Source organism: Chromohalobacter sarecensis (assembly GCF_023061135.1).
Classification (GTDB): Bacteria; Pseudomonadota; Gammaproteobacteria; order Pseudomonadales; family Halomonadaceae; genus Chromohalobacter; species Chromohalobacter sarecensis.
The window spans coordinates 58059-79632 of record NZ_JAKGAN010000010.1 but is presented as its reverse complement, the minus strand read 5'-3'; the positions used below and the strand labels follow the sequence as shown (position 1 = coordinate 79632).

Below are 21574 nucleotides of genomic sequence, written 5' to 3'. Positions count from 1 at the left end.
GCCTCTCATGTCATGATCAAGCGGCACTATGGCCCATGATGCGTCATCAGGCATAGCAGCGTCAGGCATAGCAGCGTCAGGCATAGCGGCGCGTTTCGCCCGGCCCGTCGGGCAGATTGCTCAGGCAACGGCCGCACAGGTTCGGATCGGCAGCATGCGTCCCCACATCCGCGCGATGATGCCAGCAGCGCTCGCACTTGGTGTGCGGACTTTCCATCACGCCCACCTTGAGGCCGTCGAGCTCGCTGGCCTCGGCCTGCTCGCTGCCCGCCGCGTTCAGCGACGCCAGATGCACCTCGCTGGTCAACAGCACGAAACGCAGCTCATCGCCGAGCTGCGACAAGGTCTCGCGCAAGCCGTCGTCGGCGTAGAGCGTGACCTCTGCAGCGAGACTGTTGCGTATCACCTTGGCGTTACGCGCGTCTTCCAGGCACTTGTTGACCGCCTGCTTGACCTCGAGCACCCGTGACCAGAACTCACGCCCCATCACGGCATTCGCCTTCAGGGTCGCTAGATGCAGGTAGTATTCCTCCAGCAGCACGCTATCGCCGCGCACGCCGGGGATGGCCTCGTAGATTTCCTCGGCGGTGAAGGACAGAATCGGCGCCACCCAACGCACCAACGCCTCGACCACATGATAGAGCGCCGTCTGGCAACTGCGTCGCGCGAGCGAATTGGCCTGGGTGGTGTACTGGCGATCCTTGATCACGTCCAGGTAGAAGCCACCCAACTCGTGGGCGCAGAAATCGTGCACCTGCTGATAGACGTCACGGAAGCGGTAGTCGTCATAGGCCGTCCGCATGCGTTCCTGAAGCTGCGCGGCACGGTCCACCGCCCACTGATCCAGGGCCAGCATGTCCTCGAACGCCACGGCATCACGCGCGGGATCGAAGCCATTCAAGTTGGCCAGCAAGAAGCGCGCGGTGTTGCGAATACGACGATACACATCGGCGGTGCGCTTCAAGATCTCGTCGGAAACCGCCATCTCACCGGAATAGTCGGTGGACGCCACCCACAGGCGCAGAATATCCGCGCCCAGCTTATCCATCACCTGCTGCGGTGCGATGACATTGCCCATCGACTTGGACATCTTGCGTCCCTTCTCGTCGACGGTAAAGCCGTGGGTCAGCAGCGCTTTGTAGGGCGCATGACCGTCGATGGCGCAACCGGTGAGCAGCGAGGAATGGAACCAGCCGCGATGCTGATCGGAGCCCTCGAGATACAGGTCGGCACGCGGCCCGTGGTCGTGTCCCAGCGAATGCGAGCCACGCAGCACATGCCAATGCGTGGTGCCGGAATCGAACCACACATCCAGGGTATCGGTGACTTTCTCATAGTCGCCAGCCTCGTCACCCAGTAGTTCCTGGGCATCGAGGCGGAACCAGGCGTCGAGCCCCTCGGCTTCGACACGTTTGGCGACGTCTTCCATCAGTTCGACGGTGCGCGGGTGCCACTCCCCGGTTTGCCTGTGCAGGAAGAACGGAATCGGCACGCCCCAGTTGCGTTGCCGCGAGATGCACCAGTCGGGGCGGTTGGCGATCATCGAGTGCAGGCGCGCCTTGCCCCAGGCGGGCACGAACTGCGTCGCCTCGACGCCTTCCAAGGCGCGCTGGCGCAGGGTGCGCCCCGCGTCGTCCTCGCGGTCCATGCCCACGAACCACTGCGCGGTGGCGCGGTAGATGACCGGCGTCTTGTGGCGCCAGCAGTGCATGTAGCTGTGCGTGATCGGCGTGTGCACCATCAGCGCATTCACTTCACGCAACTTGTCGACGATCTGGGGATTGGCCTTCCAGATCATCATCCCGCCGAAGAACGGCAGGTCATCGCGGTACACGCCATTGCCCTGCACGGGATTGAGCATGTCATCGAAGCTCATGCCGTGCTCGCGGCAGGTCATGAAGTCATCCAGGCCGTACGACGGCGCGGAGTGCACGATCCCGGTGCTGCCCTCTTCCACGGTGACGTAATCGGCGAGATACACCGGCGCCACGCGCTCGTAGAACGGATGATGAAATGTCAGGGCATCAAACGCCGTCCCCGTGGTGGTGGCCACGACCTCGCCCTCGAGGCCGTAACGCGCCATACAGCTTTCGACCAGGTCCTCGGCGAGCACCAACAGCCGCTCACCGGTATCGACCAGCGCGTAGTTGAAGTCGGGATGTACGTTCAGCGCCTGGTTGGCGGGAATGGTCCACGGCGTGGTGGTCCAGATGACGATCGCCGCCGGCTTGTCGAGCGAGGTGAGCCCGAACGCCGCCGCCAGCTTGGCAGGCTCGGCGGCGGTGAAGGCGACATCGATGGCATCGGATTGTTTATCGGCGTACTCGACCTCGGCCTCGGCCAGCGCCGAGCCGCAATCGAAGCACCAATTGACCGGCTTCAAGCCCTTGAAGACATAACCCCCCTCGACCATCTTGGCCAGCGCGCGGATCTCGCCCGCCTCGTTGGCGAAGTCCATGGTGCGATACGGATGATCCCAGTCGCCGATCACCCCCAGACGCACGAAGTCAGTCTTCTGCGCCTCGATCTGCGCTCCCGCGTACTCGCGGCATAGATCACGGGCCTCACCGGCGGCGAGATGCTTGCCGTGGGTGGTCTCCACCTTGTGTTCGATGGGCAGACCGTGGCAGTCCCAACCCGGCACGTAGGGGGCATCAAAACCCGCCAGTGCCTTCGACTTGACGACGATATCCTTGAGGATCTTGTTGACGGCATGACCGATATGAATGCTGCCGTTGGCGTAGGGAGGGCCATCGTGCAGCACGAAGCTCTCACGCCCGGCGCGCGTTTCGCGCAGGCGCTGATAGAGGTTCATGTCCTGCCATTGCGATACCCGCCCCGGTTCACGCTTGGGCAACATGCCACGCATGGGGAAGTCGGTTTCGGGGAGGTTCAGGGTGTGTTTGTAATCGCTCATAGCGGAAGGTCAGCCATCGTCTTGGTCAGCCGGGCGAACGCCGGCCGAGGAGTCGGAAGTCGAAGGCTCGGGCGCCAGAGGCGCCGAGGCCAGCGGATAAGTCCAGCCAGTCGAAACGCACGGCAGCTCGAGCGCGGCAGCATCGAGCGGCGTCGCCGTGCGGAAGTAGCGACGTGCCTGCGCCAGATCGGCATGAATCTGACGCGTCAGGGCCTCCAGCCCCGCAAAATTGACCTCGCCTCGCAGCCGCGCACAGGGCACGACCGTGAGACGCTGGCCATAGAGGTCACCGTCGAAATCGAACAGATGCACCTCCAGCACCGGCCGTGTGCTGCCCACCGTCGGCCGCCAACCGATGTTGGCCGCCCCCGGCAGCTCGCGGCCATCGGGCAGCCGCGTGACGCAGGCATAGATACCGCGTAATGCCAGGGAGCGCGACGTCAATGGCAGATTGGCGGTGGGCACGCCGATGGTACGCCCCAGTTGCCGGTCGGCGACCACACGCCCCGAGAGTTGGTAAGGGCGTCCTAACAGTCGCGTGGCCTGGGCGAAGTTGCCGCTAGCCAGCAGGGTGCGTACGCGGGTGCTCGAGACCCGCTCATCGTCGAGGGCAAAGGTACGCGTATGCTCGACCTCAAACCCCCGGCGTTCGCCCACGCGTTGCAGCAACGCGAAATCACCCGCCCGGTCACAGCCGAAGCGAAAGTCGTCACCCACCACGAGATGCTTGACGCCCAGCCCCCGGATCAGCACGCGCTCGATGAACTCATCGGCCGTCAGACTTCGCAAAGCAGCGTTGAAGGGCAGGCAGACGACGCGTTCGGCGCCGTATTCGCCCAGCAGTTCGACCTTGTCGCGCAGCCGACTCAACCGCGGCGGCGCCTGCTCGCCGGCAAAATACTCGCGTGGCTGGGGCTCGAAGACGACCACCGTCATCGGCAACCCCAGCGCCGTGGCGCGGCTCTTGAGCTGATCGAGGATCGCCTGATGACCGCGATGCACGCCATCGAAATTGCCGATCGTCGCCACGCACGGGCCCGCCTCGCGCAGATTGTGCAGTCCTCTGATCAGTTCCATGTGCCGTTCATATGCCGGTGAAACGTTCGATTATAACCAAGGGGGCGGCAACTGACAGCCATCCGCCATGCCGGTCCCGCCATCAGCCACGCAAGCGGAAATGCCTGAGGCGCACCCCGCACAGCGCCAGCCATCCAAAATAGACCAGCGCACCGCCCAGGGTCAGCCCCAGCAGTGTCGCCGCGCGCTGCCATACGCCCCAAGCCAGCCACTGATGCCATTCGGGGCACAACCACCAAAGCCCGGCTCCCATGACGACGCAGCCGCCGCCGAGTGTCAACGCGTAGCGTCCCCACCCCGGCTGAAATGTCAGCACGCCGCGCCGCCGTAGTCCCCAGCCCAGCAAGCCGGCATTGAGAAACGCCGACAGTGCCGTGGCCAACGCCAGACCCGCATGCGCCAGCGGCCAGATCAACAGCAGGTTCAAGACCATGTTGGCGACCATTGCCACGATGCCGATCTTGACCGGCGTCTTGGTGTCCTGGCGCGCGAAGTATCCCGGCGCCAGCACCTTGATGAGCATGAAGGGCAACAGCCCCAGCGCATAGGCCCGCATGCTGCGCGCTGCCATCACGATATCGTGATCCGTCATCGCCCCGTAGTGGAACAGACTCACCAGCAATGGCTCGGCCAGCAACACCAACGCCAGGGCCGCAGGAAGCGCGATCAGCAGCACCGCACGCAGCGCCCAGTCGAGCATCTTCGCAAAGTGCGCCGACGACTGCTCGGCATGACGTTTGGAGAGCGCCGGCAGGATCACCGTACCCAGTGCTACGCCGAAAACGCCCAGCGGCAATTCCACCAGGCGATCCGAGTAGTAAAGCCAGGACACGCTGCCCGATGCCAGAAACGACGCCAGCACGGTATCCAGCAGCAGATTGATCTGCGACACCGATACCCCGAATAGCGCCGGCGCCATCAGCGCCAGGATGCGCCGCACGCCCGGGTGCCGGAAGTTGGGCCAGGGGCGTGGCGTCAGCCCCAGGCGTGCCAGAAACGGCACTTGAAACCCCAGTTGAACGACACCCGCGATCAGCACCCCCCAGGCCAGCGCCATGGCCGGGTCCTGCATCCAGGGCGTCAGCCCCAGGGCCGCGCCGATCAACGACAGGTTGAGCAGCACCGGAGTAAACGCCGGCACGGCGAAGCGATTCCAGGTGTTGAGCACGCTCCCCGCGAAGGCGGTCAGCGAAATCAGCCACAGATAGGGGAACGTCAGTCGCAGCATGTCGGCGGTCAACGCCAGCTTGCCCGGGTCGGCGCTGAAGCCCGGCGCGAACAGCCACACCAACCAGGGCGCGAGCAGCATCGCCACGGCGCTGAGCAGGGCCAGTATTACGCCGAGGCTGCCCGCCACCGCATCGAGCAGTTCGCGCACCTCCTCGCGGGTTCGCTGAGTGGCATACTCGGAGAGCACCGGAATGAACGCCTGGTTGAAGGCGCCCTCGGCAAACAGGCGGCGCATGAAGTTGGGAATCTTGAAGGCGACGAAGAAGGCATCCGCGCCGCTACCGGCGCCGAACAAGGCCGCGATCACGACATCGCGCGCCAATCCCAGCACGCGCGAGAGCATGGTCATCGTGCTGACCACCATCCCCGAGCGCAACAGACCGCCACGCGCCGAAGGCTGCACCTCCGACGCTGGCGACGCGTCGTCTTCCGGCGCTGCCTGCGATTGCTTATCCGTCACCGACTACCTCCAAGCACCCGGAGTCGACGCCCAAGCGCCACCTACAAAAAAACCGGCCGAAGCCGGTTTTTTCACGCGTTGCCGCCAAGTCCCGGCTTCAGGCAGCCAGGGCCTTAATTCGCGTATTCAGACGGCTCTTGATGCGTGCAGCCTTGCGCTTGGAGATCGCGTCCTTGTCGGCAATGCGGTCGATGACCGGCTGTGCCGCCTTGAACTCGATCATGGCCTGACCGTGATCGCCGCTTTGAATCGCCTTGACGACGCGCTTGATATACGTGCGCACCATGCTGCGTTGGCTGGCATTGTGTTGACGACGCTGCTCCGACTGGCGGGCGCGTTTACGGGCCTGTTTGGTGTTCGCCACCGTCTACTCCTTGGAGATGTTGACAGTCATATTCTGTAAGAAATTGATTCGCCTGACTTTTTAACTACTTCACGCGAATCGGCCAAAACGGGATCGCCACTCGTTAGGCGCCCCATCAACGGGCCGTGTCTGAGAGGATGCGGCATTCTAGCATGGTCCGCGTGGAAATCGCTATAGGTTCGCCGACCACCTCCTCGACATCATGCCCTTCAGATGATGACCAGGTTATCGCGATGAATGAGCTCCGGCGATTCCATGTAGCCGAGCAGCGTTTCGATACGATGACTGGGCTGACCCACGATACGCTGTGCTTCGTCGCTGCCGTAGTTGACCAGCCCCTTGGCGACCCGCTCCCCCTGCTCGTTGACACAGACCACCATGTCGCCGCGCTTGAAGACACCTTCGGTACGCCGCACGCCCACCGGCAGCAAGCTTGAGCCATGGCGCTGCAACACCTCGACCGCGCCAGCGTCGAGCACCAGCGTGCCGCGCACTTGAAGCTGCCCCGCCAGCCACCGCTTGCGCGCCGCCAACGGCGCATGATCCGGCATCAACAACGTGCCCAGTGCTTCGCCTTCCGCGAGCCGCGTGAGCACCGCCTCCTGACGACCGCTGGCGATCACCGTCAACGCGCCGGAGCGCGCGGCCAGGCGCGCAGCACGCACCTTGGTCGCCATGCCGCCACGTCCCAAGGCACCACCATCGCCGGCGACCGCCGCCAGGGCGGGATCGTCGGCACGCCCTTCGTCGATCAAGCGCGCAGCGGGATCATGGCGCGGATCGGCATCGAACAAGCCTTCCTGATCAGTGAGCAGGATCAGCGCATCCGCTTCCAGAAGGTTGGCCACCAGCGCGCCCAGCGTATCGTTATCGCCGAAGCGGATCTCGTCGGTGACCACGGTATCGTTTTCGTTGACCACCGGCACCACGCGCAGTGCGACCAGCGTGCGCAACGCCGAACGCGCATTGAGATAACGCTTGCGGTCGGATAGGTCGTCATGCGTGAGCAGCACTTGCGCGCTGCGCAGACCATGCCGCGCGAAGTGTCCCTCGTAGCATTGCGACAGGCCTGACTGCCCCACCGCAGCGGCCGCTTGCAGTTCGTATACTGCTGAGGGCCGGGATGCCCATCCCAGACGCACCATGCCCTCGGCCACCGCCCCGGAAGAGACCAACACGACCTCGACGCCGCGCGCATGCAGGGAGGCGATCTGATCGACCCAACCGCCGATGGCCTCGGCATCGAGACCACGGCCATCGTTGGTCAACAGCGCGCTACCGATCTTGATCACGATCCGCCGCGCGCCACGCAAGGCATCACGGCTTGTCGACTGCGACTCACTCACCGGCTTTCCTCCCTTCTCGACGCGACTCAGGGGGCGTATTCCACCTCGACGTCGTAATCGTCATCGTCGAAGTCATCGTCATCTTCCTGGGCCGGCTTGCGCTTGCGCGACATACGCGCTTCGGCACGCGCCACGGCTTCCTCTTCCATGCGCTGACGCATCTCGCGCTCATGCTCGAAGGCCGCCTCGTCTTCCGCCTCGAGCTGACGCTGCTCGGTCAACCAACGATGCGCCGTCTGCACCAGTGGCTGGGTGCCCTCGCTGCTGATCGCCGAAATCCGGAACACCGGCCCCGTCCATTCCAGGCGCGCGACGATGTCGTCGACCGTCGCCTGGCGTTCGTCCTCGGGGAGCAAGTCGAGCTTGTTGAGCACCAGCCAGCGCGGGCGTTCAGCCAGCGTGGTGGAGAATTGCTCGAGCTCGTGCGCGATGGCGCGCGCACTCTCCACGGGATCGCTTTCATCGAACGGCGCCACATCGACGACATGCAGCAGCAACCGCGTGCGGGTGAGGTGCTTGAGGAACCGAAGCCCCAACCCCGCACCGTCGGAGGCGCCTTCGATCAGCCCGGGCACGTCGGCCATCACGAAATGCTCATGCGTGCCCAGCTTGACCACGCCGAGGTTGGGGACCAGCGTGGTGAAGGGGTAGTTGGCGACCTTGGGCTTGGCGGCAGAGACGGCACGAATCAGCGTCGACTTGCCGGCATTGGGCACGCCCAGCAAGCCTACATCGGCCATCACCTTCATCTCGAAGCGCAGGTTGCGGCGCTCGCCCTCGGTGCCCGACGTGGTCTTGCGCGGCGCCCGATTGGTGGAAGACTTGAAGTGAATGTTGCCCAGCCCTCGACGGCCCGCCTGGGCTACCAGCTCGACTTGGCCAATTTCGGTCACATCGGCGATCACCTCGAGCGTATCCTCGTCGATCACCGTGGTCCCCACCGGCACCTTGACGTACAGGTCTTCGCCATTACGGCCGCTCATCTGACGGCCTTGGCCCGGCTGCCCATTGGGCGCCTTGTAGAAACGCTGATACTTGAAATCGATCAACGTATTGAGGGCATCGTCACCGACCAGGTAGACGCTACCGCCGTGCCCACCGTCGCCGCCGTCCGGCCCGCCTTTGGGAACGTACTTCTCGCGCCGGAAACTCAGGCAGCCGTTGCCGCCCTTGCCGGCCTCCACAATGATCGAGGCTTCGTCGACGAATTGCATGGACACTTCTCCTGACGGCTACGGCCGCCCTATACGAAAAGACCCCGCCTGAGCGGGGCCTTTTCTTTCACCGTTCATGGCGGTCTCAGGCGGAGACGACGCTCACGAACTTGCGGTTTTTCGGACCCTTGGTCTCGAACTTGATCACGCCCTCATTCAGAGCGAACAAGGTGTGATCCTTGCCGATACCAACGCCGCTGCCCGCGTGGAACTTGGTGCCACGCTGACGCACGATGATGTTGCCGGCGGTCGCCGCCTGGCCACCGAACAGCTTGACACCAAGGCGTTTGGATTCGCTATCGCGACCGTTACGAGAACTACCGGCAGCCTTTTTATGAGCCATTGCAAATACCTCGCGTTATCTAGGGAATATCGCTTACGCGGAAATTCCGGTGATCTTGACTTCGGTGAACCACTGACGATGGCCTTGACGACGCATCTGGTGCTTACGGCGGCGGAACTTGATGATCTGCACCTTGTCGCCACGACCATGGGAAACGACTTCCGCCGTTACCTTGGCACCGTCGACCAGCGGCGCGCCGACCTTGATGTCATCATCATCGCCGACCAACAGCACTTGGTCGAGCTCGAGGGTGTCACCCGTGGCCACTTCCAGCTTCTCGAGCTTCAGGGTCTGGCCTTCCTGAACGCGGTACTGCTTGCCACCGCTCTTGATTACTGCGTACATGTCACTCTCCAGCACTCATCGGGGTTGCGCTCTTCATCGGCCTGCGGCGAGTGGCGCCCCTTCCGGCAGCCATCTGACAGGGAGCATGATGAGTCGAGCCGCGTATTATAGCGACACTCGGGCATACCGGGCAAGCGTCTTTCACGCCATGCCTGACGCGGCATTGCGAGACCCTGGCATGCGCCTTGACGCCTCCCGGGGGGCCACCTAGCATAGCCCGAGCCCAAGGCCGCAATAAGAGGCGGCCCAACCCCTTATTGCGACAAGCCGACCCATGCAGCCCAACGCATCGCCTATCCATGCGGCGGTCGCGGACGATTTCGCCGCCGTCGACCGTACCATTCTCGCCCAACTGGCTTCCCGGGTTCCCCTCGTCGAAACCATTGGCCACTACATCATCGAAAGCGGTGGCAAACGGCTGCGCCCGCTACTCGTGCTGCTCGCGGCGCGCTCGCTGGACTACCCTGGCGATCGCCACGTGACCCTGGCCACGCTGATCGAGTTCATGCATACCTCGACGCTGTTGCACGACGACGTGGTCGACGAATCGCACCTGCGCCGTGGCAAGGCCACCGCCAACGATGCCTGGGGCAACGCGCCCTCGGTGCTGGTCGGCGACTTCCTTTATTCGCGCTCGTTCCAGATGATGGTCGAGGTCGGTTCGATGCGCGTGATGGAGATCCTCTCCGGCGCCACCTGCGTGATCGCCGAGGGCGAGGTCCTGCAACTGACCAATATCGGCAACCCCGATATCGACGAGGCCGCCTACTTCGACACCATCCAAGGCAAGACCGCCATGCTCTTCGAGGCCGCCAGCCACAGCGGCGCGGTGCTCGCCGAAGCCAGCCCCGCACAGGAAGAGGCGCTCAAGCTCTACGGGCGCTATCTGGGCCTGGCCTTCCAGCTTGTCGACGACCTGCTCGACTATCAGGGCGATGCCGACGCCATGGGCAAGAACGTCGGCGACGACCTGGCCGAGGGCAAGCCCACACTGCCGCTCATCCACGCCATGGCCGCCGGCGATGCCGAACAGACCAAGATGATTCGCCGCGCCATCCGTCAGGGTGGGCTCGACCATCTCGACGAGGTGCTGGCCATCGTCAACGATACCGGCGCGCTGGAGTACACCCGCCGCCGTGCCGTGGAAATGGCCGATCTCGCCCTCGCTCAGCTCGAACTGCTACCCGAAAGCCGCTACCGCGACAGCATGGCCGAACTCGCCCATCTCGCCGTCGAGCGTCAGACCTGACCCGCCGCCTCGCAAAAGGGTTGCGCGCGCGCCGCGGATGCGTATAATGCAGCCCCGTCGAGCCGGCACCCCCGGCGCGAACGGAGTATAGCTCAGCTTGGTAGAGCGCTGCCTTCGGGAGGCAGAGGTCGTAGGTTCGAATCCTGCTACTCCGACCAAAGAACATCTGTAAAAACGGCCACTGGCTCTTCGGAGCGGTGGCCGTTTTTCGTTTGCTTCTCTTTTAGGCTCCATGCAGGTTCCAAGCGTCAGAAGGCTAGCTGACGCCATCACCTCACACACCAAAAAGCCTGGTCCATATTCACGCCCCTACTGGAAATCCGTTCCTGAATGAATTTCATTCATATTGAGGATAAGAATCCTTCACTGGTGGTGGAAGTTAAAGGGCTGCCAAAATGCAGCCAATTGAAGACACATACCACCTCGGAGTATTCATGGCACACGACTTGCTCACCCAACGACTCGACCAGGGTCCCCTCATTTGTGCCGAAGGCTTTTTGTTCGAGCTTGAACGTCGCGGTTATCTCTCTGCCGGTGAGTTCGTACCCGAGGTGGCGTTGCTGCGCCCGGACGCACTGGAAGCGCTGCACCGTGATTTTCAGCATGCAGGATCAGACGTTGTTCAGGCGTTCACCTACAACGGCCACCGCGAAAAAATGAGGGTGATCGGCAAGGAAGACTTGCTGGAACCACTGAACCGGGCTGCCCTGAAGATTGCTCGTAAGGTCGCCGATGAAAAGGTCGGCAATCTGATGGCCGGCAACATTTCCAACAGCAACGTCTGGGACCCTGAAGACCCGGCCTCACAGCAGAGTGTGCGTGCCATGTTCGACGAGATGGTGCAATGGGCCGTAGAGGAAGGCGCTGACTTCATCATCGCGGAAACGTTCTACTATGCCGGAGAAGCCGAAGCGGCCCTGGACGCGATCAAGGCTAAGGGACTGCCTGCCGTCGTCACCCTGGCGCCGATGGCCGAGAATCGCATGATCGATGGCCCCGGCATCGTGGAAACCTGTGTTGCCCTTGAGAAGAAGGGAGCCAGCGTGGTCGGCCTGAATTGCTTCAGAGGACCGGACACCATGTTGCCCTGGATCCAGCAGATCCGCGATGCCGTTGCCTGCCATGTGGCGGCGCTGCCGGTGACCTATCGCACCACCGAGCAGGAGCCGACCTTCTTCAACCTCTCCGACAATCAGGGGTGCAGCTGCCCGGCTCCCCACGGACGCCCTTTCCCGACCGCCCTGGACCCACTGTTCTGCAATCGCTACGAACTCGGTGCCTTTGCTCGCAAAGCTCATGCTCAGGGAGTCAACTATCTCGGCGTATGTTGCGGCGCATCGCCGATGCACGTGCGTGAGGTGGCCATGGCGGTGGAGCGTGAGCCGGATGCTGCCCAATTTGCAGAGCGCATGGAGAATCACTTCATGTATGGCTCTCACGATCGCTTGCCGGACCATATTGCCGCCCTAGGGGAGAAGGCCTAACAAGGTGCAGATGGAAACCCGTTGATCTAGACAGCCACGAGAACCCGGACAGTGCGCCGTCGCACGGCCAACGATGCGGCGCGCAGTCGCCAACATATGCCGGACCATGAGCAGCTCAGAGGGTGGTTAGTACGGCATGATATCGAGGTGCAAGGGGTCTGATACGCCGACGATCACCACTCCTTAACCCAAGTTATCGCTAATCCTGGCGCATAGACTCATGGTAAACAGGCTAGGAAGCCCCAAGGCACATGGACGTGCCACCCGATTTCCTTCCCTGACGCTTCATCAGAACGCTTGCCCCAAGACGTCGATAGGCGTTGTGCATCCGCACCATAGTCATGCCGTGCTTTCCAGCGTCGCGCCAGCATCCATACTGATGGATACGCTCATCGGCGTCCTGGGAGTTCTTCATGCAACGTTTATCGCTGGAACCCGCCGTGCTTCGCGTCGCGCGACTCCCTCCCTTGCTGGAGTGGCTGCAAACGCATCTGGCGCTGCCGATTCTGCTGCGTACTCCGTACAGCGCTTGTCTCGAGCTGCACCGCGAAGGCCATAACAGTCATGTGCTACTGCTTGAGGAACACCCTGAGGCACCCGCCAGTACGCTACGTCTGGAAGCCGACAACGTGGAGTTCGAGCGTCTTGCAACCCGACTAACTAGCCAGGGCGCGCGCTGCCTGGAAGCGTCACGCGAACATCCTAGTGCCTCGCGTGGTTGTGCCTGGCGGGTACTGACCATGCCACTACCCGGTGATTGGCAGTTGATGCTGCTGGCTCTCGATCCACGCCGCTGCCAACCCTTGGGGCCGCACGGTCTGGCACCTTGATGCGCCCCTTCATTCATCGTCTTCATGCGCGCGCCGAACACGCTCGGCCATGGCCCGGCGCTGTTTGTTGCGACGGTAACGACGTATCAGCGCCACCCAGCACGCGGCGAGGAGCATCAACGCCAGGGTCACGCCCTGCCAGGGGCGTGCCGCGTCGCCCAGACACGTTTCCAACGTCATGATCAGGATGAATCCCAGGGCCTGACTGGCGATGGCTGCCGCGCGCAACCCATCGATCCCATAGCGCGAAATCACCATGTATTCTCCCCCTTCCACCTCGCTCTGACGCCGCGCGAGGACTTCAACCCAGCCACCACGCTTTAAAGAGGCGACCCTGAGGGCGTTAGTGTAACGTGTCAGGCATCGCGATTCGTCATCGCCACCATGAGGACCCCATGCCGCCGATCATGCTCGGCCACGTGCCGCTTCCACCTGCACCTCTCTACGCCGCCATCGCGGCGCTCGCACTGCTGGTGCTGGGCGCGTTGTTGCGCCTGCCCCGCGCACGGCGGCGCCAGTGGTTGAGCGGTACATTGGTGGCGACGCTGATCGGGGCGCGTCTGATGTACGTCGTGCTGCATTTCGAGGCTTATCGCCAGGCGCCGTTCGAGATCATGACGCTGTGGCAGTCAGGGTATCACCCGCTGGGCGCCTTGCTCGGCGCCCTGGCATGGACACTGTGGCGCTTGCGCGACCTACCCGTGCGCCAGGTACGCCTGGCCACCGGCACGCTCGTGACATGTAGCGCCTTATGGTGGGGAGTGAATGCCTGGCAGCCGCTGGTGGGCGAGCCTCCGCCTGCGCAGTTGCCGAACCTAACCTTGAAGACCCTCGGCGGCACTCCGACGCCCCTCGAAACGCTGACGTCGGCGTCTCCGCTCGTCGTGGTGCTATGGCGCAGCGACTGCCGGGCATGCCGTCACACGCTGGCAAAGCTTGCCGACCTGAATCGCGACGCCACCACCGTGGTGACGATCAACGAAGGCCAGACGTTGCTACAAGCCGCGCGCTATCTCGACGCCCAGAAGATCGCCTTCACCGATGGCCTGCGTGACCCGCAACAACGCCTGCAGGCCTATTTCGGGATACCCGCCCTGCCGCTGACACTGCGTCTCGATGCCCACGGCAGACTGCGCGATTACCAAGCAGGCGAGATTTCCACGGCGCATCTCATGCGCTGGCTGTCGACTACGACCTGAAAACGCAATCGCCTGTTAAGCCCTTCGCCGCTTTCCGGTAGAATACCGCGCCCCGCCGTCCTGCATGCTCCCCCGGCAAGACGGCGCGCCACGTACCGTTACATCATCATCCCGAGGCATCATGAGCGAATTCATTCCGGGCCAGCGCTGGGTCAGCGACGGCGAAGCCGAGCTGGGGCTGGGCACGATCCTGAGCTGTGACGTCCGAAGCGTGACCGTTCTCTTTGCCGCCAGCCAAGAAACGCGCACCTATAGCGTTCGCCAGGCACCGCTGACCCGCGTGGTCTTCGGCGCCGGCGACCGGATCGAGGCCGCCGACGGCCGCACGCTGACCGTCGACGACACCAAGAAAGCCAACGGGCTGCTGGTGTATATCGTCGAGACGGCGGACGGCGAATACGACGAGCTTCCCGAAAGCCGCCTCGCCGATAGCATGCGCTTTCAGCAGGCGCGCGACCGACTGCTCACCGGCCAGGTCGACCGCAACGACTGGTTCGAGCTGCGCTACCGCACCCTGCATCATCATCACCGCATCGCCCAGCACCCGGCAAACGGCCTGGCCGGACCCCGTGTGGACCTCATCCCGCATCAGCTGTACATCGCCGACGAGGTCTCGCGCCGTCATGCGCCGCGCGTACTGCTTGCCGATGAAGTGGGTCTGGGCAAGACCATCGAAGCCGGTTTGATCCTGCACCGTCTGCTGCTCACCGGACGTGCCGAACGCGCGCTGATCCTGGTGCCCGACAGTCTGAGCCATCAATGGCTGGTCGAGATGCTGCGCCGCTTCTCGCTGCATTTCACGCTGCTCGATGAGCAGCAAAGCCAGCACAGCACGGGCAACCCCTTTGAGAGTGCCCAGCTAGTACTGGCCAGTCAGCAATGGCTGTTCGCCAATCCGCATCGTCAAACCCAAGCCCTGGCCTGCGACTGGGATCTGCTGATCGTCGACGAAGCCCATCATCTCGACTGGACGCCCGAAACCAGCGGCCCCGGTTATGCCTGTGTCGAGCAGTTGGCGCGCGTCATCGACGGCGTGTTGCTGCTCACCGCCACGCCCGAGCAGATGGGCCAAGCCGGCCATTTCGCGCGGCTGCGCCTGCTCGATCCAGAGCGCTACACCAGCCTGGAAGCCTTCGCCGCCGAAGAAGCGGGCTACGCCAAGGTCGCCGAAGCGGTGGACGCCCTCGAACGCCTGCCCGGCGATGCTGCGGATCGCGACGCTGTGGGCGCGGTCATCGACGACGCGGACAGCCAGGCGCTTCTCGAGACGCTGTTCGACCCCGAAAGCGACGCGGCACAACATCAAAGCGCCCGCCGCCAGCTCCGCGAGCAGTTGCTCGACCGCCACGGCACCGGCCGGGTGATGTTCCGCAACAGCCGCCGCCATGTCGCCGGCTTCCCTGAGCGCCATTTGCACATCACGCGCCTGACCCCGCCATCCAGCTACCGCCGCGAACTGCGCAAACTGGATCGCGACATGGACTACCTCGATGACCTGCTGATCGCCACCGGGCTCGATCATCCCGAGGTGCTGCTCTATCCCGATGCCATGTATCGTGCACTGAGCGATGACGTGTCGAGCGTCGCTTCGCCGGGCGACGTTGCACTCAACGCCGAACCCTGGTGGCAGATCGACCCGCGCGTGACCTGGCTCCTGGAGCACCTCACCGAGGTCGGCCGCGACAAGGTGCTGGTCATCGCCCACGACCGCACGACCGCCAGCGACCTCAGCGAGGCACTGCGCGTGCTGGGCGGGTTCCAGGCGCCGGTGTTCCACGAGGGCATGACGCTCATCGAGCGCGACCGGGCGGCGGCCGCCTTCGCCGACGACGAAGACGGCTGTCAGGTACTGGTATGCTCGGAAATCGGCTCCGAGGGGCGCAACTTCCAGTTCTGCCGCCACCTGGTGATGTTCGATCTACCCGCGCACCCCGATCAGCTCGAGCAACGCATCGGCCGCCTCGATCGCATCGGCCAGCAACACACCATCGAGCTCTACGTGCCGGTGTTCGAAGACAGCCCCGGCGAGCGCCTGCTGCGCTGGTACGACGAGGGCATGCGCGCCTTCAACGCTCCGCATGGCATCGGCAGCGAGCTTTACGATGCCTTCGGCGATACCGTGGCCGACTCCCTGCTCGACAATGATTCCCTCGAAGAGGTCATCGCGGAAACGCGCGCCTATTTCGAAAGCCGCCTCGCTGCGCATGAGGCCGGCCGCGACCGACTCCTGGAATGGAATGCTTGCCGCCCGGAACGCGCCCAGGCCGTTACCGACGCCATCCGTGAGCTGGACGAAGACACCACACTGCCACGTTACGTCGACAAGGCCCTGGACGTGTTCGGCGTCGAGAGTCGCGACCTAGGCAATGATATCCAGCACCTGCTGGCGGGGCCGCACATGCTCGACGGTCTGCCGGGGCTGATCAAAGGCGAGGAAGGTTTCTCGGCGACGTTCGACCGGCAGCGGGCCCTGGGCCGCGACGACGTGCAGCGCCTCTCCTGGGAACATCCGCTGGTACGCGAAATGATGGAGCGCATCCTCGACGGCACCCTCGGCAATACCGCTCTGGCGCTACTTCAGCACCCCTCGATTCCCGGCGGCCGACTGATGGCCGAGTTGGTATTCCGGACCCATTGTCCAGCGCCCAAGCACTTGAATATCGGACGTTTCCTGCCACCCACGGCGGTTCGTTTGCTGCTCGACGAGTCGGGCGCCAACCTCACGCAGAAAGTCTCGTTCGGGGGCTTGGCGAAGAACCTCAAGAAGGTCAAGAAGGCCGTCGCGCGCGATCTGATCAAGTCGCGCCATGCGCAATTGCGCGAGCTTTTGACCAACGCTGAGGGCGAGGCCGAGAACGAGTTGCCAAGTATCGTCGAGGCCGCACAGACGCGCATGCGCGAGACGCTGGATACCGAGCTGGCGCGTCTCAAGGCCTTGGCACGTCACAACCCGGCAGTACGCGACGCGGAAATCGAGGCCCTCGCCCACGAGCGCCAGGCGCTGGATACGGCCATCGACGCCACGCGGCTGCGTCTCGACGCAGTGCGTGTGATCGTCACCGTCGACCCACCCGAGTAAACCTAGATCGAGAGGCCACGCGTCAGCGTCCGAGAATCGCCTTCAGGGCGCTGTCCAGCGTCGGATAGTGAAACGTGAACCCCGCCGCCTCCAAGCGCGCGGGGCGCATACGGGCGCCGGTCAGCAACAAGCGTGACATCTCACCCAGGGCCAGCCGCAGCAAGCCGGCGGGTACCGTCATCAGCGCGGGGCGATGCAGATGATGCGCCAAGGTACGCGTGAAGTCGGCATTGGTGACGGGATGCGGCGCAGAGGCATTGAAAGGCCCTTCAAGGTCATCCCGCTCAAGCAACAACAGCACGATGCGCACTAGATCCTCGCGATGAATCCACGGCATATACTGACGTCCGCTCCCCAGGCGGCCGCCGAGCCCCAGGCGGAAAGGCGGGAGCAGTTTGCTCAGCGTGCCACCACCGGCGTCGAGCACCAGCCCGGTACGCAACAGCGCGACTCGCACACCCAGCGGCTCGGCCGCACGCGCCGCCGATTCCCATTGGGCACAGAGACGATGGGCGAACTCGTCGTTGGGCGGAGTCTGCTCGGTGACGTCGCGCTCTCCCTGATCACCGTAAAAGCCCATGGCCGACCCGGATACCATGACCCGAGGCGGCGTCTCCAGGCGCTCGCACAGCGTCACCAGCTCGCGCGTGGTGGTCAGTCGCGAGGCGATCAAGCGCTGCTTCTGCGCCTCGCTCCAGCGCTTGTCGGCGATGGGCTCGCCGGCGAGATTGACGATTGCCTCGGGGGCGTCGTCCGCAAACGCCATGACCGACTCGCGGATCTCGATGCCCTCGGGCAGATGCGTCTGCGCCCGGGTTGGGGAGCGCGATACCACCAGCAACCGATGGCCAGCTTCGTGTAGGCGATGGCAGAGCAATCGTCCGACGAAGCCGCTACCGCCAGTGATCAGGATGCGCATGATGACTCTCCAAATACGTATTATACGACCGTTGTACAGTTTGCTAGAGTTGTCCAGGTAAATATGCGTTGGCCTGGCTGGAAAGCATAGCTCATGGCCACTCGCCACGTGGCTGTCGTCGCCACGTCATTCATCTAATAGGAGATCGCTCGATGAGCCACGCCTTGATACTACTTGCCCATGGCTCCAGCGATGCGCGCTGGCGCGCGCCCTTCGAGACGCTCGAGCACGACCTGCGGGCACGCCTCGACACCCCCGCAGTCCTCGCTTACATGGAGCTCAGCGAACCCTCGCTGGAAACCCGGGTCGCCGAACTGTATGACCAAGGCCATCGACGCCTCGATATCTTGCCGCTGTTTTTCGCCGCCGGGCGCCACCTACGTCAAGACGTTCCGGCCCAGTTGGAAGCATTGCGTGCGCAATATCCTCAGGCAGCACTGACGCTGCTCGACCCCGTCGGCCAGCACCCGGCCTTCGTCGAAGCACTGGTGGGCATCGTGACGGCCCGCGCAGAGGCGTCACCGGAGACATAAGACGTGATAGGTATTGTACAAAACTATTGCGACGTACAACTTCATCCCCCATGCTAAGTGGCAAGATTCACAGGAGGAACCTAAGCGCATGAGTGAACAGGCGATGGATCCGGCCAGTTCGCCGCTGTACCCGATCCGCGAGGTTTCACGGCTGACCGGCGTCAACTCCGTGACCTTGCGCGCTTGGGAGCGCCGCTACGGCCTGATCCGTCCGCAGCGTACCCCCAAGGGACATCGTCTCTATGCACGCGAGGACATACGGCGCGTCGAACGCATTCTGCAATGGCTCAACCGAGGCGTTCCCGTCAGTCAGGTGCGCGATCTGCTCGAGCAGCCAGAACCTGAGGTCAATGACGTCCCGTCACCGGATATCAGCGACTGGGAAGGCCAGCGCCAGCGACTACTGCAGGCCGTCGACGCGCTGGATAGCGATACGCTTGAGGTGCTGTTCAACCGCAGCATGGCGCTTTATCCCGCCGGCTTGTGCGTGGCCGAGTTATGGCAGCCGATGATCGATCAGCTCGAGGAACGCTGGAGCGATCAATTCGGTGCCGAGTTGCAGCGCCGCTTGCTGGAAAGCTTCCTGCGCACACGGGTCGGCATTCGCCTGTACCACGCCAACCAAGCCACGCGAGGCGCACGTCTGCTGCTGCTGCGCCTTCCCGAGGAGCGCGACCTGTTGCGCCTGATGCTTTTAGCGCTGGTGGCGTCCGACTCGGGATTTCGGGTCGAATGGCTGGACACCGACCTGCCGCTCAACGAGTTGCCGCTGGCTGCAGAGCGCTTCAAGGCGGATGCCGTACTCATGACCAGCGGATACGCCGAGCGCAGCGATCTCATTCGACGTCAGTTGCCGCGTGTGGCGGAACATCTCGAGATACCGCTGTGTCTAGTCGGCCCCGTGGCACGTATTCGTAGCGCGGAGCTGGAAAACACCCAAGTCGCTTCGCTCGGTGACGAACTACCCGCTGCACTCAGCCGCCTGCATGGGCTGCTGGGGCGCTAGTTTTCGTATAAAGCCCAACCCTCATAACCACGCCAGAGAGTGGCCATGTCCGATGTGCAATTGATGTGGTTCCGCAGCGACCTGCGAACCCTCGATAACCGTGCCCTGCAAGCCGCCGCCGAACGCGGACCGGTGATCGCCGTGTTCCTGACCAGCCTTCCACAATGGCAACGTCACGACCACGGCGCCAATAAGGTCGACTTCTGGTTACGCGGCGTGGCCGCGCTTCGCGAGCATCTTTCTGGCCTCAATATTCCCCTGCTGCAACGGCGCATCGCGACCTACGACGAGGCGCCTGCGGCGCTGCTCGAACTGGCGCGCGAGCATGGCGCCAGCGCGCTGCACTTCAATCGCGAATACCCGCTCAATGAGCGCCGCCGCGATGCAGCCGTGGAGTCAGCCTTTCAAGCCGCAGGTATCGCGACATGGGGCCATACCGACGCCGTGGCCTATGCCCCCGGTGAGCTGCTCACCGGCAAGGGCGAGCCATATAGCGTCTTTACGCCATTCGCCAAGGCCTGGCATCGTCAGTTGGCATCACGCCGCATCGCCCTGGTGGAAGGGCCCGCTCCCCAAACCCCGTTGGGCATCGACGCCGACCCGCCGCCCTCACGCGATCTCGAGACGCTGGACGACGCGCCACTCGACTCGAGTTTTTGGCCCGCGGGGCAGGACGAGGCCGGCGATCGGCTCGAGCGCTTCTTGCGCTTTCGCGGTTATCACTACAAGCGCCAGCGTGATTTTCCCAAGCTGCCCGGCACCAGCGAGCTGTCTCCCTACCTGTCGCTGGGCATGATCTCGCATCGCCAGTGCCTGCACGCGGTGATGAGCAACAACGAGGGGCATCTCGCCGACGGCGATGCCGGCCTCACCGCCTGGGCCAACGAATTGATCTGGCGCGAGTTCTACCTGCATATCGCCGCCAGTTTTCCCGACATCAACCGCCACCGCCCTTTCCAGTCGCACACTCAAGCCTTGGTCTGGCGCGACGATGACGCGGGGTTTCAGGCGTGGTGCGAAGGGCGTACCGGCTATCCGCTGGTCGATGCCGCGATGCGCCAGCTGGTCCAGCGCGGCTGGATGCACAACCGCCTGCGCATGGTCGTGGCGATGTTCCTGTCCAAGCACTTGCTGATCGACTGGCGCCGTGGCGAGGCCTTCTTCATGCGCCACCTCGTCGACGGCGACTTCGCCTCCAACAATGGTGGCTGGCAGTGGGCCGCTTCCACTGGCACCGATGCCGCGCCCTATTTCCGAATCTTCAACCCCACCACTCAGGCGGAACGCTTCGACCCCGAAGGCCGCTTCATCGCGGAATACCTGCCGGAACTGGCCGAGTTGCCGCTCAAGTCGCGCTTCTTCCCGGACGCCACGCAACGCCGACAAACCGGCTACGCCGATCCCATCGTCGACCACAAGGCAGCACGCCAACGCGCACTGGACGCCTTCAAGTCACTGACGACGTAACCAACGCACCACTTAGGCATACGCCCTCCGGAGGACAGCATGCACCAGGACCCCGCCTTGGAGGCCTTTTGTCACGCCTTTAAAAATCTAGACAAGACATGTACAAAAGGACTAGAAAACCTCTACACTGACGATGTGTCGCTCACCGACCCGTTACACCACATCGAGGGACGCAATGCCTTGATGGGCTACTACATCGAGATGCTCGACAACGTCACCGAGTGCCACTTCGCCACCCACCACTACCAGCGTGAGGGTGATGAAGCTTGCGTCGACTGGGTGATGTCGCTCAGTCATCCCCGACTTGCCGATGGCCGCAGAATCGAGGTGGCGGGGTGCTCGCGACTGACGTTTCGCGGCGAGCGGGTCTGTCGGCAACGCGATTACTTCGATGCCGGGGCAATGCTTTACGAGCACTTGCCCGTATTAGGCACGCTGATCCGCTGGCTCAAGCGACGCACGCGTCCGACGCCGCCATCGCATTAGTCAGCGTTCAGGCCTAGCCACTTGGA

The 21574-nt window shown here is 63.5% G+C and carries 19 protein-coding genes and 1 tRNA gene; 10 read left to right on the top strand and 10 right to left on the bottom strand.

What is annotated here, in order from left to right; translation table 11 throughout:
• Window positions 1-76 precede the first annotated feature (76 nt).
• From ileS to rplU, 8 genes are all read right to left on the bottom strand, one after another.
• Complete coding sequence (gene ileS / locus L1071_RS14405; protein WP_246976159.1) at window positions 77-2917, bottom strand: isoleucine--tRNA ligase; 2841 nt, start codon at window positions 2915-2917, stop codon at window positions 77-79.
• A 9-nt stretch (window positions 2918-2926) separates the two neighbouring features.
• Window positions 2927-3994 carry a bifunctional riboflavin kinase/FAD synthetase gene (gene ribF, locus L1071_RS14400; RefSeq protein ID WP_246976157.1) on the bottom strand — a complete coding sequence of 356 codons (1068 nt, stop codon included), beginning with the start codon at window positions 3992-3994 and terminating at the stop codon, window positions 2927-2929.
• 82 nt (window positions 3995-4076) lie between these two features.
• Window positions 4077-5588, bottom strand: a complete 1512-nt coding sequence (murJ, locus tag L1071_RS14395) for a murein biosynthesis integral membrane protein MurJ (RefSeq protein WP_246976221.1) — start codon at window positions 5586-5588, stop codon at window positions 4077-4079.
• Between the two features lie 193 nt (window positions 5589-5781).
• Window positions 5782-6048 (bottom strand): 30S ribosomal protein S20, encoded by a 267-nt coding sequence (gene rpsT, locus L1071_RS14390; RefSeq protein ID WP_246976154.1) that lies wholly within the window; start codon window positions 6046-6048, stop codon window positions 5782-5784.
• A 209-nt stretch (window positions 6049-6257) separates the two neighbouring features.
• On the bottom strand, window positions 6258-7394 hold the full coding sequence (gene proB, locus L1071_RS14385) for a glutamate 5-kinase (RefSeq protein ID WP_246976151.1): 1137 nt from the start codon (window positions 7392-7394) through the stop codon (window positions 6258-6260).
• 26 nt (window positions 7395-7420) lie between these two features.
• Window positions 7421-8608 carry an Obg family GTPase CgtA gene (gene cgtA / locus L1071_RS14380; RefSeq protein WP_246976149.1) on the bottom strand — a complete coding sequence of 396 codons (1188 nt, stop codon included), beginning with the start codon at window positions 8606-8608 and terminating at the stop codon, window positions 7421-7423.
• 85 nt (window positions 8609-8693) lie between these two features.
• Complete coding sequence (gene rpmA, locus L1071_RS14375) at window positions 8694-8951, bottom strand: 50S ribosomal protein L27 (protein ID WP_040239264.1); 258 nt, start codon at window positions 8949-8951, stop codon at window positions 8694-8696.
• A gap of 33 nt (window positions 8952-8984) precedes the next feature.
• Window positions 8985-9296: a 50S ribosomal protein L21 gene (gene rplU / locus L1071_RS14370; RefSeq protein ID WP_246901271.1), complete on the bottom strand. Its 312-nt coding sequence runs from the start codon at window positions 9294-9296 to the stop codon at window positions 8985-8987.
• A gap of 274 nt (window positions 9297-9570) precedes the next feature.
• Here rplU and ispB point away from each other — a divergent pair, with 274 nt between their 5' ends.
• The 4 genes from ispB to L1071_RS14350 all read left to right on the top strand — a co-directional run bounded on the left by ispB (window position 9571) and on the right by L1071_RS14350 (window position 12859).
• The gene (gene ispB / locus L1071_RS14365) at window positions 9571-10545 is read left to right on the top strand and encodes an octaprenyl diphosphate synthase (RefSeq protein ID WP_246976146.1); all 975 of its coding nucleotides are present in this window, start codon (window positions 9571-9573) and stop codon (window positions 10543-10545) included.
• An 81-nt stretch (window positions 10546-10626) separates the two neighbouring features.
• Window positions 10627-10703, top strand: a tRNA-Pro gene (locus tag L1071_RS14360).
• A 237-nt stretch (window positions 10704-10940) separates the two neighbouring features.
• Window positions 10941-12029, top strand: coding sequence for a homocysteine S-methyltransferase family protein (locus L1071_RS14355; RefSeq protein ID WP_246976143.1), 1089 nt, complete (start codon window positions 10941-10943; stop codon window positions 12027-12029).
• Window positions 12030-12442: 413 nt separating this feature from the next.
• Window positions 12443-12859 (top strand): hypothetical protein, encoded by a 417-nt coding sequence (locus L1071_RS14350; RefSeq protein ID WP_246976140.1) that lies wholly within the window; start codon window positions 12443-12445, stop codon window positions 12857-12859.
• 9 nt (window positions 12860-12868) lie between these two features.
• Here the strand turns inward: L1071_RS14350 and L1071_RS14345 are convergent, their stop codons facing one another.
• Window positions 12869-13117, bottom strand: coding sequence for a hypothetical protein (locus L1071_RS14345; RefSeq protein WP_246976137.1), 249 nt, complete (start codon window positions 13115-13117; stop codon window positions 12869-12871).
• 137 nt (window positions 13118-13254) lie between these two features.
• Here L1071_RS14345 and L1071_RS14340 point away from each other — a divergent pair, with 137 nt between their 5' ends.
• A complete protein-coding gene (locus L1071_RS14340) occupies window positions 13255-14058 on the top strand; it encodes a TlpA disulfide reductase family protein (protein ID WP_246976133.1) in 804 nt (267 codons plus the stop codon).
• Window positions 14059-14179: 121 nt separating this feature from the next.
• Window positions 14180-17137, top strand: coding sequence for an RNA polymerase-associated protein RapA (rapA, locus tag L1071_RS14335; RefSeq protein WP_246976130.1), 2958 nt, complete (start codon window positions 14180-14182; stop codon window positions 17135-17137).
• 22 nt (window positions 17138-17159) lie between these two features.
• Here the strand turns inward: rapA and L1071_RS14330 are convergent, their stop codons facing one another.
• Window positions 17160-18056 carry a TIGR01777 family oxidoreductase gene (locus L1071_RS14330; RefSeq protein ID WP_246976126.1) on the bottom strand — a complete coding sequence of 299 codons (897 nt, stop codon included), beginning with the start codon at window positions 18054-18056 and terminating at the stop codon, window positions 17160-17162.
• A 152-nt stretch (window positions 18057-18208) separates the two neighbouring features.
• Between L1071_RS14330 and L1071_RS14325 the strand changes: the two genes are divergently transcribed.
• The 4 genes from L1071_RS14325 to L1071_RS14310 all read left to right on the top strand — a co-directional run bounded on the left by L1071_RS14325 (window position 18209) and on the right by L1071_RS14310 (window position 21548).
• Window positions 18209-18589 (top strand): sirohydrochlorin chelatase, encoded by a 381-nt coding sequence (locus L1071_RS14325; protein WP_246976123.1) that lies wholly within the window; start codon window positions 18209-18211, stop codon window positions 18587-18589.
• A gap of 88 nt (window positions 18590-18677) precedes the next feature.
• Entirely contained in the window at window positions 18678-19595 is a 918-nt protein-coding gene (locus L1071_RS14320) for a MerR family transcriptional regulator (protein WP_246976120.1), read from the top strand.
• Between the two features lie 45 nt (window positions 19596-19640).
• Complete coding sequence (phrB, locus tag L1071_RS14315; RefSeq protein WP_246976116.1) at window positions 19641-21062, top strand: deoxyribodipyrimidine photo-lyase; 1422 nt, start codon at window positions 19641-19643, stop codon at window positions 21060-21062.
• 39 nt (window positions 21063-21101) lie between these two features.
• Entirely contained in the window at window positions 21102-21548 is a 447-nt protein-coding gene (locus L1071_RS14310; protein ID WP_246976113.1) for a nuclear transport factor 2 family protein, read from the top strand.
• The last annotated feature ends 26 nt before the right edge of the window (window positions 21549-21574 follow it).